Origin of the sequence: Actinosynnema sp. NPDC023658, assembly GCF_040639995.1 — a bacterium.
GTDB lineage: Bacteria > Actinomycetota > Actinomycetes > Mycobacteriales > Pseudonocardiaceae > Actinosynnema.
This window is the reverse complement of the sequence record NZ_JBFAAX010000017.1, coordinates 25,584-39,041: the sequence shown is the minus strand read 5'-3', so window position 1 is coordinate 39,041 and position 13,458 is coordinate 25,584. Positions and strand designations below refer to the sequence as shown.

17 protein-coding genes and 1 pseudogene are annotated in these 13,458 nt (G+C 72.5%); 14 read left to right on the top strand and 4 right to left on the bottom strand.

Features of this window, described 5'->3' with window-relative positions; genetic code table 11:
• The 3 genes and pseudogenes from AB0G02_RS04240 to priA form a co-directional block, all read left to right on the top strand.
• On the top strand, positions 1–376 hold a 376-nt coding region (locus tag AB0G02_RS04240; protein ID WP_360789098.1), incomplete at its 5' end, for a hypothetical protein.
• Positions 377–380: 4 nt separating this feature from the next.
• Positions 381–1,092: pseudogene (gene hisH / locus AB0G02_RS04235) on the top strand (imidazole glycerol phosphate synthase subunit HisH).
• A gap of 19 nt (positions 1,093–1,111) precedes the next feature.
• Positions 1,112–1,846, top strand: coding sequence for a bifunctional 1-(5-phosphoribosyl)-5-((5-phosphoribosylamino)methylideneamino)imidazole-4-carboxamide isomerase/phosphoribosylanthranilate isomerase PriA (gene priA / locus AB0G02_RS04230; protein ID WP_360789095.1), 735 nt, complete (start codon positions 1,112–1,114; stop codon positions 1,844–1,846).
• Here the strand turns inward: priA and AB0G02_RS04225 are convergent.
• From AB0G02_RS04225 to AB0G02_RS04215, 3 genes are all read right to left on the bottom strand, one after another.
• Positions 1,809–2,534: a Clp protease N-terminal domain-containing protein gene (locus AB0G02_RS04225; protein WP_360789092.1), complete on the bottom strand. Its 726-nt coding sequence runs from the start codon at positions 2,532–2,534 to the stop codon at positions 1,809–1,811. The genes priA and AB0G02_RS04225 overlap by 38 nt on opposite strands.
• A gap of 52 nt (positions 2,535–2,586) precedes the next feature.
• Entirely contained in the window at positions 2,587–2,952 is a 366-nt protein-coding gene (locus tag AB0G02_RS04220) for a PPOX class F420-dependent oxidoreductase (protein WP_360789089.1), read from the bottom strand.
• Positions 2,953–3,042: 90 nt separating this feature from the next.
• The gene (locus AB0G02_RS04215) at positions 3,043–3,246 is read right to left on the bottom strand and encodes a cold-shock protein (protein ID WP_033437808.1); all 204 of its coding nucleotides are present in this window, start codon (positions 3,244–3,246) and stop codon (positions 3,043–3,045) included.
• Between the two features lie 340 nt (positions 3,247–3,586).
• Between AB0G02_RS04215 and hisF the strand changes: the two genes are divergently transcribed.
• From hisF to hisI, 3 genes are read left to right on the top strand one after another with little or no spacing between them, the layout of a single operon-like run.
• The gene (hisF, locus tag AB0G02_RS04210; RefSeq protein ID WP_360789086.1) at positions 3,587–4,360 is read left to right on the top strand and encodes an imidazole glycerol phosphate synthase subunit HisF; all 774 of its coding nucleotides are present in this window, start codon (positions 3,587–3,589) and stop codon (positions 4,358–4,360) included.
• On the top strand, positions 4,360–4,737 hold the full coding sequence (locus AB0G02_RS04205) for a hypothetical protein (protein ID WP_360789083.1): 378 nt from the start codon (positions 4,360–4,362) through the stop codon (positions 4,735–4,737). Before hisF ends, AB0G02_RS04205 begins: the two co-directional genes overlap by 1 nt.
• Positions 4,734–5,102, top strand: coding sequence for a phosphoribosyl-AMP cyclohydrolase (gene hisI / locus AB0G02_RS04200; protein ID WP_360789080.1), 369 nt, complete (start codon positions 4,734–4,736; stop codon positions 5,100–5,102). The genes AB0G02_RS04205 and hisI overlap by 4 nt, the downstream gene beginning before the upstream one ends.
• A gap of 61 nt (positions 5,103–5,163) precedes the next feature.
• Here the strand turns inward: hisI and AB0G02_RS04195 are convergent, their stop codons facing one another.
• Complete coding sequence (locus AB0G02_RS04195; RefSeq protein ID WP_360789077.1) at positions 5,164–5,778, bottom strand: TetR family transcriptional regulator; 615 nt, start codon at positions 5,776–5,778, stop codon at positions 5,164–5,166.
• Between the two features lie 96 nt (positions 5,779–5,874).
• Between AB0G02_RS04195 and AB0G02_RS04190 the strand changes: the two genes are divergently transcribed.
• The 8 genes from AB0G02_RS04190 (at position 5,875) to AB0G02_RS04155 (ending at position 13,455) form a co-directional block, all read left to right on the top strand.
• On the top strand, positions 5,875–7,416 hold the full coding sequence (locus AB0G02_RS04190) for an anthranilate synthase component I (RefSeq protein ID WP_360789074.1): 1,542 nt from the start codon (positions 5,875–5,877) through the stop codon (positions 7,414–7,416).
• On the top strand, positions 7,409–7,912 hold the full coding sequence (locus AB0G02_RS04185; protein ID WP_360789072.1) for a Trp biosynthesis-associated membrane protein: 504 nt from the start codon (positions 7,409–7,411) through the stop codon (positions 7,910–7,912). The genes AB0G02_RS04190 and AB0G02_RS04185 overlap by 8 nt, the downstream gene beginning before the upstream one ends.
• Before the next feature lie 209 nt (positions 7,913–8,121).
• Positions 8,122–8,931, top strand: coding sequence for an indole-3-glycerol phosphate synthase TrpC (gene trpC, locus AB0G02_RS04180; protein WP_360789069.1), 810 nt, complete (start codon positions 8,122–8,124; stop codon positions 8,929–8,931).
• Positions 8,932–8,984: 53 nt separating this feature from the next.
• Positions 8,985–10,208, top strand: coding sequence for a tryptophan synthase subunit beta (gene trpB, locus AB0G02_RS04175; protein ID WP_360789066.1), 1,224 nt, complete (start codon positions 8,985–8,987; stop codon positions 10,206–10,208).
• Positions 10,205–10,990, top strand: coding sequence for a tryptophan synthase subunit alpha (gene trpA, locus AB0G02_RS04170; RefSeq protein WP_360789063.1), 786 nt, complete (start codon positions 10,205–10,207; stop codon positions 10,988–10,990). Before trpB ends, trpA begins: the two co-directional genes overlap by 4 nt.
• Positions 10,991–11,140: 150 nt before the next feature.
• Positions 11,141–11,716: a Uma2 family endonuclease gene (locus AB0G02_RS04165; RefSeq protein WP_360789061.1), complete on the top strand. Its 576-nt coding sequence runs from the start codon at positions 11,141–11,143 to the stop codon at positions 11,714–11,716.
• A 5-nt stretch (positions 11,717–11,721) separates the two neighbouring features.
• The gene (gene lgt, locus AB0G02_RS04160; protein ID WP_360789058.1) at positions 11,722–12,783 is read left to right on the top strand and encodes a prolipoprotein diacylglyceryl transferase; all 1,062 of its coding nucleotides are present in this window, start codon (positions 11,722–11,724) and stop codon (positions 12,781–12,783) included.
• Positions 12,784–12,789: 6 nt separating this feature from the next.
• Positions 12,790–13,455: a response regulator transcription factor gene (locus AB0G02_RS04155; protein ID WP_360789055.1), complete on the top strand. Its 666-nt coding sequence runs from the start codon at positions 12,790–12,792 to the stop codon at positions 13,453–13,455.
• Positions 13,456–13,458: the final 3 nt, after the last annotated feature.

Sequence of the window (13,458 nt, the reverse complement as noted above, 5' to 3'; positions counted from 1 at the left end):
GACGTCGGGGACGGTGCTGCTGCCGCGCAGGCAGATCGGGTTCGCGGCGGCCGACCGGCTGGCCGGGCAGGTGCGCGGGACGGGCGTGGCGGCACTGCTGCTGCGGTGGTCCGCGGGCGCGGAGGTGTGGACCGACGGTGAGCGTGCGGGCTCCACGGGGTCCGCGCGGCGGCTGGTCGGGCTGGTGCGCTGGTGGCGCCTGGACGCCCGGCCGGAGCCCGCGGACCTGCCCGCCGACGTGGCCGAGGTGCGGGCGTTGGTCGACGAGGGCCGCGCGGACACCTGGGTGACCGCCCTGCCGGACCGCGTGGGCCTGCCGATCAACACCGTGCTGCCGGTGGTTCCCGTCACCCAGGGCGGCGCACCTTTGGCCTAGTAGGCTGGTCCACGTGCCCAAGGTCGTCGTGCTGGACTACGGATTCGGCAACATCCGCTCCGCCGAGCGCGCCCTCCAGCGCGCCCACGCCCGCCGAGCTGCCCTCCGCAATCGCCAACACCCCCCCCGCCGCCCCCGCCCTCCAGCGCGTCGGCGCCGACGTGGAGGTGTCCGCCGACCACCGGGCCGCGCTCGACGCGGACGGCCTGGTGGTGCCCGGGGTCGGCGCGTTCGCGGCCTGCATGGCCGGGCTCGACTCCATCCGGGGCTCGCGGCTCATCGGCCAGCGGCTCGCCGGCGGCCGTCCCGTGCTCGGCATCTGCGTCGGCATGCAGATCCTGTTCGAACGGGGCATCGAGCACGGCGTGCTCACCGAGGGCTGCGGCGAGTGGCCGGGCACGGTGGAGCGGCTGGAGGCCCCCGTCGTGCCGCACATGGGCTGGAACACCGTCCGTGCGCCCGACGACACCGCGCTGTTCGCCGGCCTCGACGCGGACACCCGGTTCTACTTCGTGCACTCCTACGGCGTGCGCAAGTGGGAGCTGAACGCGTCCGACGTGCTCAAGGCGCCGCTCGTGACGTGGGCCGAGCACGGCGGCGACGAGTTCGTCGCGGCGGTGGAGAACGGCCCGCTGTGGGCGACCCAGTTCCACCCGGAGAAGTCCGGTGACGCGGGCGCGCAGCTGCTGGAGAACTGGCTGAAGAGCTTCAGCTGACGTCAACTAGGCTGAACGCGTGACTTTCACGCTGCTCCCGGCTGTTGACGTGGCCGATGGCCTGGCCGTTCGGCTCGTGCAGGGCGAGGCCGGCACCGAGACCAACTACGGCGACCCGCTGGACGCCGCGCTCGCGTGGCAGCGCGACGGCGCCGAGTGGGTGCACCTGGTCGACCTCGACGCCGCGTTCGGCCGTGGCAGCAACCGCGAGCTGCTGGCCCGCGTGGTCGGTGAGCTGGACGTGCGGGTGGAGCTGTCCGGCGGCATCCGGGACGACGCGTCGCTGGCCGCGGCGCTGGCGACCGGCTGCGCGCGGGTCAACCTGGGCACCGCCGCGCTGGAGGACCCGGCGTGGTGCGCCAAGGTCGTCGCGGAGCACGGCGAGAAGGTCGCGGTCGGCCTGGACGTGCGGATCACCGAGCAGGGTCACCGGGTGGCCGCGCGCGGCTGGACGAAGGACGGCGGCGACCTGTGGGAGGTGCTGGAGCGGCTGGACCGCGACGGCTGCGCCCGCTACGTGGTGACCGACGTCGGCAAGGACGGCACGCTCCAGGGCCCGAACGTGGACCTGCTGCGCGAGGTCTGCGCCCGCACCGATGCCCCGGTGATCGCGTCCGGTGGCGTGTCCAGTGTGGACGACCTGGTGGCGCTCGCGGCGCTGTCCCGCGACGGCGTGGAGGGCGCGATCGTGGGCAAGGCGCTCTACGCGGGCGCGTTCACGCTCCCCGAGGCGCTGGCCGCGGTGCGCGGCTGATCGCGTCGTTGATCTCCCGGACGACGTAGGTCTCCGCGGCCTGCGCGGTCACGCCCGTGCGGGCGAGGGCCTTGGCCGCCGTGCCCTCGCCCTCGGCGAGCAGGCCGAGCAGCAGGTGCTCGGTGCCCACGAACGTGTGGCCGTGCCGCAGTGACGCGCGCACGGCCAGTTCCAGCGCCTTCTTGCAGTGCGTGGTGAACGGCTGCGGCTCGGGTCGCTGCCGGACCGTGCCGTCCAGCTCGCTGAGCACGGCCAGCCGCGTGGTGCCCTCCGACTCCTCCAGCTGGGCGATGGTCTTGGCGGCCAGGCCGCCGGACTCGTCCAGCAGGCCGAGCAGCAGGTGCTCGGTGCCGATGCGCTCGCTGAACCGGGCGTGGTGGCGGGCCAGCACGACGACGCGGCGGGCGCGGTCGGTGTAGCGGTCGAAGGTCGGCTTCAGGTCGGGCGACTCCTTGGGCACGAACCGCTTCTGCGCGGCCTGCTTGGTGACGCCGATGCTCTCACCGATGTCGGTCCAGCTCGCGCCCGCGCGGCGGGCCTCGTCCACGAAGTGCCCGATGAGGTGGTCGCCCAGCTCGTCGAGCTGACCGCTCAGCTCCACGGCGGCGGCCAGCCTGCCCAGCACGTCGGGGTGCTCCGACGCGACGGTGACGATGAGGTCCGTGAGCTGGACCGGGGCGATGACCATCCGTCAACTCTAGGTTGACGCGCAGGGGATCGTCAACTCCGGGTTGACGGCGTCAGACGGGCTTGATCTCGATGCCGATCGTGCCCTCGCGGCCTCGGCGGAGCTTGCTGCCGAGCAGCGTGAGGCGGCCGATCAGGCCGTACTTGGCCGCGATGAGGGACCGGACCCGGTCGGTGCCCGCCTGGTCGAGCAGCCGCGCGGTGGCCGGCACCTGCTCGCCGGTCGGCTTGCCCTTGATGTCGCACGGTCCGATCCGGACGTCGCCGCTGCGGCGGATCCGCTTCACCTTGCCCGCGTCGGCGGCGGACCACGCGTACAGCGCGCCGTCCCCGCCGGCGACCCAGACGGGTGTGGGCACGGCGGTGCCGTCCTTGCGGAAGGTGGTCAACAACAGGTACTTGCCGGCTGCGAGGTCCATGTCCGGCAACGTTAGCCGCCGTGACGCCGCCGGGATGCGGAAGAGCCCCGCTCCCACGAGGGGAACGGGGCTCTTCCGGTCACGCTCAGGTCAGATGACCGTCACGTTCGTCGCCTGGGGGCCCTTGGCGCCCTGGCCGACATCGAAGCTCACCCGCTGGTTCTCTTCCAGGCTGCGGTAGCCGCCGCTCTGGATCTCCGAGTAGTGGACGAACACGTCCGCGCCGCCATCCTCGGGGGAGATGAAGCCGAAGCCCTTCTCCGAGTTGAACCACTTCACGGTGCCCTGCGCCATCTTTTAACTCCTCATACCGCTACCAACGGGGCGAACGCCCTGCTGGGGCCGGTCCAAACGCTGACCCTGAGGAATCACACGCTCAAACAATGTTTCGCGAGCGTGGATGACACGAACACAAAACTTGCGACCTCCACTAGTGAACCACACTTGGGGCCTCCGCGTCGCGTCTGTCCCACTTTCAGGTGTGTGAGGCCCGCCTCCGCCACCCGTGAGTCCTACGTTCACAGCGCGAGAGTCCTACGTCCACGACCCCCGAGTTCAACGCTCGTGTCACCAGCGTCCACCTGCCGGGCACCGGCAGAAGGGCCGCTCAGGGCCTGCACGTAGGCTTTTGGCCATGTCGGTTGCGGTGCGCGTGATCCCCTGCCTGGACGTCGACCGGGGTCGGGTCGTGAAGGGTGTGAACTTCACCAACCTGGTCGACGCGGGCGACCCGGTCGAGCTGGCGCGGGCCTACGACGCGGAGGGCGCGGACGAGCTGACGTTCCTCGACGTGACGGCGTCGTCCAGCGACCGCGAGACCACGTTCGACGTGGTCAGGCGCACGGCGGAGCAGGTCTTCATCCCGCTCACGGTGGGCGGCGGCGTGCGCAGCGCGGAGGACGTGGACAAGCTGCTGCGGTCCGGCGCGGACAAGGTGAGCGTGAACACGGCCGCCATCGCCCGGCCCGAGCTGCTGGGCGAGCTGTCCCGCCGGTTCGGCGCCCAGTGCATCGTGCTGTCGGTGGACGCCCGGCGCGTGCCGGAGGGCGAGCGGCCCACCCCGTCGGGGTTCGAGGTCACCACGCACGGCGGCCGCAAGGGCACCGGCATCGACGCGGTCGAGTGGGCCGCGCGCGGCCAGGAGCTGGGCGTGGGCGAGATCCTGCTGAACTCCATGGACGCCGACGGCACCAAGGCCGGGTTCGACCTGGAGCTGATCCGGTTGACGCGCGAGGTCGTCGACGTGCCGCTGATCGCCAGCGGCGGCGCGGGCGCGGTGGAGCACTTCCCGCCCGCCGTGGCCGAGGGCGCGGACGCCGTGCTCGCGGCCAGCGTCTTCCACTTCGGCACGCTGCGCATCGGTGACGTGAAGCGGGGCCTGCGCGACTCGGGCGTGGAGGTGCGCTGATGCTGAACCAGCGCAACGCGCCCGTCGAGGTGTTCATCGCCACCGCGGTCGGCGCGGCGGGCGCGCTCGCGTTCGCGCTCATGGGGCTGATCCAGTGGCAGGTCGAGGGCGACTCGGAGCTGATCAAGTTCCCGGTCATCGTCGCGGCGCTCGGCCTGCTGGCGGCGGGCGGCCTGGTGACGGGCGTGCGCCCGGCCCGGCTGACCGCCGCGTTCGTGTTCGGCCTCGTGGCGCTGGTGCACCTGCTCGCCGTGCTCAACGACGTCCCGGTGTGGATCCGCGTGGCTTCCGGCGTCCTGTCGGCCGCGCACGTCTTCGCCGTGGTGCTGCTCAACACCCGCCCCGCCCGGCTCCACTTCCTCGGAGGACAGCGTTGACCAGCGCGCTCGACCCGTCCATCGCGTCCCGGCTCAAGCGCACCGCGGACGGCCTGGTGTGCGCCGTGGCGCAGCGGCGCGGCACCGGGGAGGTGCTGATGGTGGCGTGGATGGACGACGAGGCCCTGCACCGCACCCTCACCACCCGTCGCGCCACGTACTACTCGCGCAGCCGGCAGCAGCTGTGGGTGAAGGGCGAGACGTCCGGGCACACGCAGTACGTGCACGAGGTGCGGCTGGACTGCGACGGCGACACCCTGCTGCTGGTCGTGGACCAGGTCGGCGGCGCCTGCCACACCGGTGACGCGACCTGCTTCGACGCGACCGTGCTGCTCGGCCCGCCGGTCGACGCCGAGACCGGCTGACGACGCCGAGACCGGCTGACGAAGCCCTGATCGGCCGACGGGGCTGCCACCGCCGAACGGCTCAGCCCAGGTCGCCGGTCAGGTAGCGCTGGAGGTTGGGCGCGATGGCCTTGACCACCGTGTCCACGTCCGCCGAGGCGAGCGGTTCGAACCGGACCACGTACCGGACCATGCCCATGCCGAAGATCTGGCTGGCCAGCAGCGTCGCCCGCAGCTCCCCGTCCGCCACGCCGAGGTGCGTGGTGAGCCGCTTGAGCAGGGTCTGCACGAAGAACCCGCGCAGCACCTCCGCGACCTGGTCGTGCGACGTCACGCTGCGCACCATCGCGGCGAACGGGCCGCCGTCGATGGGATCCCAGACGGCGAGGAAGTTGCGCACGATCCGTTCACCGATCCCCTCGTCGGGACCGTCGAGGAGCCGTTCCACCAGCGCGTTGATGTCGACCGGCACCTGGAGCACGGCCTCCGCGAAGAGGCCCTCCTTGCCGCCGAACCAGTGGTTGACCATCGCCGCGTCCACCCCGGCCCGCCCGGCGATCGACCGGACGGTCGCGCCCTCGTAGCCGCGCTCGACGAAGACCTCGCGCGCGGCGGCCAGCAGGGCGGCCTTGGTGTCCTCACCGCCCGCCCGTCGACCGCGGCGCTTCGGTTCGGTTTGTCGCGGGCTCGGGTTCACGCCACCATGATGCGGGATCCCGCACCACTTTTCAACATGCGTTGAAATAGAGCCCGGCCGAACCGGGGTATAGGCGCAACCGGCACAATGTCGCCCATGGTGAGCGTCATCGGTGCAGGTGCGGGTCTGGGCGAGGTCAGCCCGACGCGCGAGGAGTTCCGCGAGCTCGCGGCCCAGCGGCGGGTCATCCCGGTGGTGCGTCGGTTGCTGGCGGACGCGGAGACGCCCGTCGGGCTGTACCGCAAGCTCGCGGCGGACCGGCCGGGCACGTTCCTGTTCGAGTCCGCCGAGAACGGCCGCTCCTGGTCGCGCTGGTCGTTCGTCGGCGCGCGCAGCGCGGGCGCGCTGACCGCGACCGGCGGCGAGGCGTTCTGGCAGGGACCGCACCCGGTGGGCCTGCCCGAGGGCGGCGACCCGCTGGCCGCCCTGCGCGAGACCATCGAGGTGCTGCGGACGGACCCGCTGCCGGGCCTGCCGCCGCTGACCGGCGGGCTGGTCGGCTACATCGGCTACGACGCCGTGCGGCGGCTGGAGCGGCTGCCGTCGCTGGCCGAGGACGACCTGGGGCTGCCCGAGCTGGTGATGCTGCTGGCCACCGACCTGGCCGCGCTGGACCACCACGAGGGCACGGTCACGCTCATCGCCAACGCCATCAACTGGGACGACTCGCCGGAACGCGTGGACGCCGCCTACGACGACGCGGTGGCCCGGCTCGACGCGATGACGGTGGACCTGCAGAGCCCCGCCCCGCCCACGGTCGCGGTGTTCGCGCGGCCCAAGCCGGAGTTCACCCGCCGCCGCCCGCCCGAGGAGTTCCGCGCGGTCGTGGAGCAGGCCAAGGAGGCCATCCGCGCGGGCGAGGCGTTCCAGGTCGTGCTGTCGCAGCGGTTCGAGATGCGCACCACCGCCGACCCGCTCGACATCTACCGCGTGCTGCGCACGTCCAACCCCAGCCCGTACATGTACCTGCTGCGGCTGGACGACTTCGACATCGTCGGTTGCAGCCCGGAGTCGTTGGTGACGGTGCGCGACGGCAAGGCGACCACTCACCCGATCGCGGGCACCCGCTGGCGCGGCGTGGACGACGAGGAGGACGCCCTGCTGGAGAAGGACCTCCTGGCCGACCACAAGGAGCGCGCCGAGCACCTGATGCTCGTCGACCTGGGCCGCAACGACCTGGGTCGGGTGTGCAAGCCGGGCTCGGTCACCGTGGTCGACTTCTTCAAGGTCGAGCGGTACAGCCACGTCATGCACATCGTGTCCACGGTCAGCGGTGAGCTGGCCGAGGGCCGCACGGCGTTCGACGCGGTCGCGGCGTGCTTCCCGGCGGGCACCCTCTCCGGCGCACCGAAGCCGCGGGCGATGGAGCTGATCGAGGAGCTGGAGCCGACCCGGCGCGGCCTGTACGGCGGCGTCGTCGGCTACCTCGACTTCGCGGGCGACGCCGACACCGCCATCGCCATCCGGACCGCCCTGGTGCGCGACGGCGTGGCGTACGTGCAGGCGGGTGCGGGCATCGTGGCCGACTCCGACCCGGTGGCCGAGGACAACGAGTGCCTGAACAAGGCCGGTGCCGTGCTGTCGGCCGTCGCGACCGCGCAGACCATGGCGCCGGCGGTGGACCCGGCCCGTGTCTGAGAGCCCCGCGCCCGAGCGGCCCGCGCCCCGGCCGGGCAGGCGTCCACTGTGGATCGTGGTGGCGCTGCTGCTGCTCGGCGCGGTGGCGTTGTGGGGCGCTTCCGCCGTGACCTGGGACGCTTCGGCGGACCGAAGCGGCGGCGAGGTCGTGCCCGCGCTGACCCCGCTGGCGCTGCTGTGCCTGGCCGCCATCGCCGCCGTGGTGGCGCTGGGCGGCTGGGTGCGGCGTGTGCTCGGCGTGGTGGTGCTGCTCGCGGGCGTGGCGGCGGCGTTCCAAGGGGTGGACGCCGGCGGTCCCGCGCTCGGCCGCGGCCTGGTGTTCCTGGCCGCGTCGGCCGTGGTCGCGGCGGGTGTGCTGCTCCTCGTGCGCGGTTCGGCCATGCCACGCCTGGGAGGCGGCTACCAGACGCCCGGTGCGGCCAAGCGGACCACCGACCCCGAGCGCGAGCTGTGGAACGCCCTGGAGCGCGGCGACGATCCCACGGAACGGGACTGACGTCGCGCTGACGACCGGCTGACGCACCGACGCCGCACGTTTGCGCACGTCGGTCCGCGAGGGCCCTGGTCATCTGCGTGAACGGGACTACCCGGTGGCCGGACGCGGTTCGCGGCGGGGTTAGCATCCTCGTGGCGGGAAGGGGAGCATGACGTGCGGGAGCTTGCGACTGAACCGGAAGGTCTGACGGAGCCGAGCGAGGTGCTCGGATGACCGTGCTCGAGTCGATCATCGAAGGCGTCCGCGAAGACCTCGCCACGCGCGAGGCGGCACTGCCCTTCGACGTGCTCAGGCAGAAGGCGACGAAGGTGCCGCCGCCGCAGGACGTGATGTCGATCCTGCGCGGACCGGGCGTCGGCGTCATCGCGGAGGTCAAGCGCAGCAGCCCGTCCAAGGGGCAGCTGGCCGACATCCCGGAGCCCGCGGAGCTCGCCGTGCAGTACGAGCTGGGCGGCGCGCGGGCCATCAGCGTGCTGACCGAGCAGCGCCGCTTCGGCGGGTCGCTGGAGGACTTCGACGCGGTGCGCGCCGCGGTGGGCGTCCCGCTGCTGCGCAAGGACTTCATCGTCAGCCCGTACCAGGTGCACGAGGCCCGCCTGCACGGCGCGGACCTGGTGCTGCTGATCGTGGCGGCGCTGGAGCAGAACGCGCTGGTGTCCCTGCTCGACCGGGTCGAGTCGCTGGGCATGACCGCCCTGGTCGAGGTGCACACGGCCGAGGAGGCCGACCGCGCGCTGGAGGCCGGTGCGAGCGTGATCGGCGTCAACGCCCGCAACCTGCATACCCTGGAAGTCGACAAGGACGTGTTCGGGCGGATCGCGCCGGGCCTGCCCTTCGACACCATCAAGATCGCGGAGTCCGGCGTGTCCGGGCCGGGCGACCTCATGGCCTACGCCGGCGCCGGGGCCGACGCGGTGCTGGTCGGTGAGAGCCTGGTGACCAGCGGTGACCCGAAGGTCGCGGTGAACAAGCTGGTGACGGCGGGGTCACACCCCGCGTGTCCCCGGCCCAGCCGGTAGGACACCGCCGCCGGAGGACCCGGCCCGACGGAAGACCCGGAAGAGGAGAGCGCATGGCGCGCGGCCAGTTGGCTCCGACACCCCACGACCCCGACGAGCGCGGCCACTTCGGGCCGTGGGGCGGCCGGTTCATGCCGGAGGCGCTGATCGCCGCCGTGGACGAGCTCGCCGCGTTCTACGAGAAGGCCCGGGTCGACCCCGAGTTCCTCGACGAGTTCGCCCGGCTGCTGCGCGACTTCGCCGGCCGCCCGTCGCTGCTCACCGAGGCGCCGAAGTTCGCCGCCCACGCGGGCGGCGCGCGGGTGTTCCTCAAGCGCGAGGACCTCAACCACACCGGCTCGCACAAGATCAACAACGTGCTGGGCCAGGCGCTGCTCACCAAGCGCATGGGCAAGAAGCGGGTCATCGCGGAGACCGGCGCGGGCCAGCACGGCGTGGCCACGGCCACCGCCTGCGCCCTGATGGGCCTGGACTGCGTCGTCTACATGGGCGAGGTCGACACCGAGCGGCAGGCGCTCAACGTGGCCCGGATGCGGCTGCTCGGCGCGCAGGTCATCCCGGTGAAGAACGGCTCGCGCACGTTGAAGGACGCCATCAACGAGGCGCTGCGCGACTGGGTGGCCAACGTCGAGGACACCCACTACCTGCTCGGCACCGCCGCCGGGCCGCACCCGTTCCCGGTGCTCGTGCGCGACTTCCACCGGATCATCGGCATCGAGGCACGCCAGCAGATCCTGGAGAAGGCGGGCCGGCTGCCGGACGTGGTGGCCGCGTGCGTGGGCGGCGGCTCGAACGCCATCGGCATCTTCCACGGTTTCATCGACGACCCGTCCGTGCGGCTGGTCGGCCTGGAGCCCGGCGGTGACGGCATCGACACCGCCCGGCACGGCGCGACGCTGACCGCGGGCACGCCCGGGTCGCTGCACGGCGCGATGTCCTACGTGCTGCAGGACTCCGACGGGCAGATCGCGGAGGCGCACTCCATCTCGGCCGGCCTCGACTACCCCGGTGTGGGGCCCGAGCACGCGTTCCTCAAGGACAGCGGGCGGGCGGAGTACCGGCCGGTGACCGATGCCGAGGCGATGGAGGCGTTCGCGCTGCTGTCGCGGGAGGAGGGCATCATCCCGGCGGTCGAGTCGGCGCACGCGCTGGCCGGGGCGCTGGTGCTCGGCCGCGAGCTGGGACCGGAGGGGCTGATCCTGGTCAACCTGTCCGGGCGCGGCGACAAGGACATGGACACCGCGATCAAGTGGTTCGGGCTGGGGGTGGAGTCGTGAGCAGGCTTGATCCGCTCTTCTCGGCTTGTCGGGCGGAGTCGCGGGCGGCCCTGATCGGGTACCTGCCCGCCGGGTACCCCACGATCGAGGGCTCGAAGGACGTGCTGCGGGCGATGGTGTCGTCCGGGTGCGACCTGGTGGAGGTCGGCCTGCCGTTCTCCGACCCGGTGATGGACGGCCCCACCATCCAGCGCGCCGCCGAGCAGGCGTTGCGCGGCGGGTTCCGGGTGCGGGACCTGTTCGGCGTGGTCGAGTCGGTCGCGGCGGCCGGTGGCCGTGCGGTCGTGATGACGTACTGGAACCCGGTGCTGGCCTACGGCGCGGACCGGTTCGCGCGCGACCTGGCGGCGGCCGGCGGGTTGGGCGTCATCACGCCCGACCTGGTTCCCGACGAGGGCGCGGAGTGGATCGCCGCGACGGACGCGCACGACCTGGACCGGATCTTCCTGGTCGCGCCGTCCTCGACGGAGGAGCGCATCGACCTGACCGCCCGGTCGTCGCGCGGCTTCCTGTACGCGACGTCCGTGATGGGCGTGACGGGTGCGCGCGACATGGTCTCGTCGGCCGCTCCGGCGCTGGTCAAGCGGGTGCGCGAGCACACGGACATGCCGATCGGCGTCGGTCTCGGGGTGCGCAACGGCGTGCAGGCGGCCGAGCTGGCGGCGTTCGCGGACGGCGTGATCGTGGGCTCGGCGTTCGTGTCGGCGGTGCAGGACGACACGGTGGCCGCGCTGACCGAGGAGTTGGCCAACGGGGTGCGCCAGGCGGCTGCGGCCGTCTAGCACGCACGTTCGAGTGAACTAGTCCGTTCGGGGGCGGCGAAGCGGCGAAATCGTCGGTTCGCCTCGGCATCCTGGGCTCGTGATCAAGCCCGTTCCCGACCCGGCGTGCGACACTGGCGTGCGTCGGGCTGCCCCCGGAGGTGATGTCGCATGGCGCTGCCGGCGGACTACGACCACGACCTCGGCCATCCCGCTCCACCGCTCCACCACGACGGACCGTGGACCCTCCAAGAAGTCCTCGCCATGCCCGAAGACCTGTCGCAGCGCGTCGAGCTCGTCGACGGGGCGCTGCTCGTGAGCCCTCTCGGCACGGGCCAGCACCAGCTGCTGGTAGGGGACTGCTACACCGCGTTGCGGATGGCATGCCCGCCGGACTACGAGGCGATGCCGGGCGTCAACGTCGGCCTGTCCCAGGGGCGGATGCTGATCCCGGACTTCACCGTCAACGCGGCGGGGTTCCGCGGTCTCCTGCTCCCGGCGCAGGACCTGCTGCTCGCGGGCGAAGTGCTCTCCCCGAGCACCCGTCTCCAGGACCTCACCCTCAAGAAGCAGCTCTACGCCGAGGCCGGGGTGCCGTTCTACCTGGTGGTCGACCCGAGAGGTGGCGAGCCGGTCGCGACGCTGTTCGAACTCGACGGCGTCGACTACGTCGAATCCGCGCGCAGCGACGGTGGTGTGCTGAAGCTGGAACGACCCTTCCCGGTAACAATCGAGCTGTCGCGGTAGGACGGATGGCCGAACCCACTACGGTGGTGGCCGTGGTGACGACTTACCTCGCGACGATCCCGAGCCCGGACCAGGGTGTCTGGCAGCTGGGACCGATCCCGATCCGCGCCTACGCGCTGTGCATCATCCTCGGCATCATCCTCGCGATCTGGTGGGGCGAACGCCGGTGGGTGGCCCGGGGCGGCCTGAAGGGCGAGGTCACCGACATCGCGGTCTTCGCGGTGCCGTTCGGCCTGGTCGGCGGGCGGCTCTACCACGTCGCGACGGACCACGAGAAGTACTTCGGCGAGGGCCGCAACCCGCTGGAGGCGCTGGCCATCTGGAACGGCGGCCTGGGCATCTGGGGCGCCATCGCGCTGGGTGGCGTCGGAGCGTGGATCGGGTGCCGCCGCAAGGGCATCCCGCTGCCCGCGATGGCCGACGCCCTGGCGCCCGGCATCGTCGTCGCGCAGGCCATCGGCCGCCTCGGCAACTACTTCAACCAGGAGCTCTACGGCGGTCCCACCACGCTGCCGTGGGGCCTGGAGATCTACGAGCGCATCGACCCGGCCACCGGCTTCAAGGACGAGCTGGGCGGTGTGGCGCTCGACCACACGCCGATCGAGATCGTGCACCCGACGTTCCTCTACGAACTGCTGTGGAACCTCGGCGTCGCGCTGCTCATCGTGTGGGCCGACCGGAGGTTCCGCCTCGGCCACGGCCGCGTGTTCGCGCTCTACGTCGCGGGCTACACGGCCGGTCGGTTCTGGATCGAGCTCATGCGCACCGACCCCGCCACCCACGTGTTCGGGATGCGGATCAACGTCATCACCTCCGTCGTCGTGTTCCTCGGCGCGGTCGTCTACTTCCTGGCCGCCGCGCGCAGGGGTGGCCGCGAGGTCATCGTGCGCGGGGAGACCACCGCCGAGCCCACCGGGTCGGACCGCGCCGCGACCGACGCGGACGCCGCCGACGAGGGCGAACCGGGGTCGACCGGCGAGGGGACGACCGTGCCGGACACGAAGACCGCCCGGGACGCGACCGCGTCCGACCGGCCCGCGGACACCGGCGACAAGCCGGGCCAGTAGCGCGGCATGCGCATCCTCGTCGTCGAGGACGACGACCGGGTCGCGCGTGGCCTGCTCACCGCGCTGCGGCACGCGGGCTACGAGGTCCACCGGGTCGGCACGGCCGCCGCGGCGCTGACCGCGCCACCGGCGGACGTCGTGCTGCTCGACCTCGGCCTGCCCGACGGCGACGGCCTGGACGTGCTGCGCGAGCTGCGGCACCGCACCGGCACCGCGGTCATCACCGTCACCGCCCGCGGCGAGGAGCGGGAACGGGTGCTCGGGCTGCGGCTCGGCGCGGACGACTACGTGGTGAAGCCGTTCGGCACCGCCGAGCTGCTCGCCCGCATCGAGGCCGTGCTCCGCCGCACCCGCGCCGCGCGGGCCGCCGAGCGCGAGCACGAGGTGACGCTGGGCCCGCTGACCCTGGACCCGGCCGTCCGGGAGGCCAGGGTCGACGGGCGGCCGGTGCCGCTGACCCGCAAGGAGTTCGACCTGCTCGCCCTGCTGGTCGGCCGCGCGGGCACCGTCGTCAGCCGTGACCTGATCGTGGACCAGGTGTGGCAGGCGCACTGGGAGGCGCCGTCACGCACGCTCGACACCCACATCGCCGCGCTGCGCGGCAAGCTCGGCGACGCCCTGCGCATCGAGACGATCAGGGGTGTGGGCTACCGGGTGGCAGCCCACACCTGACCT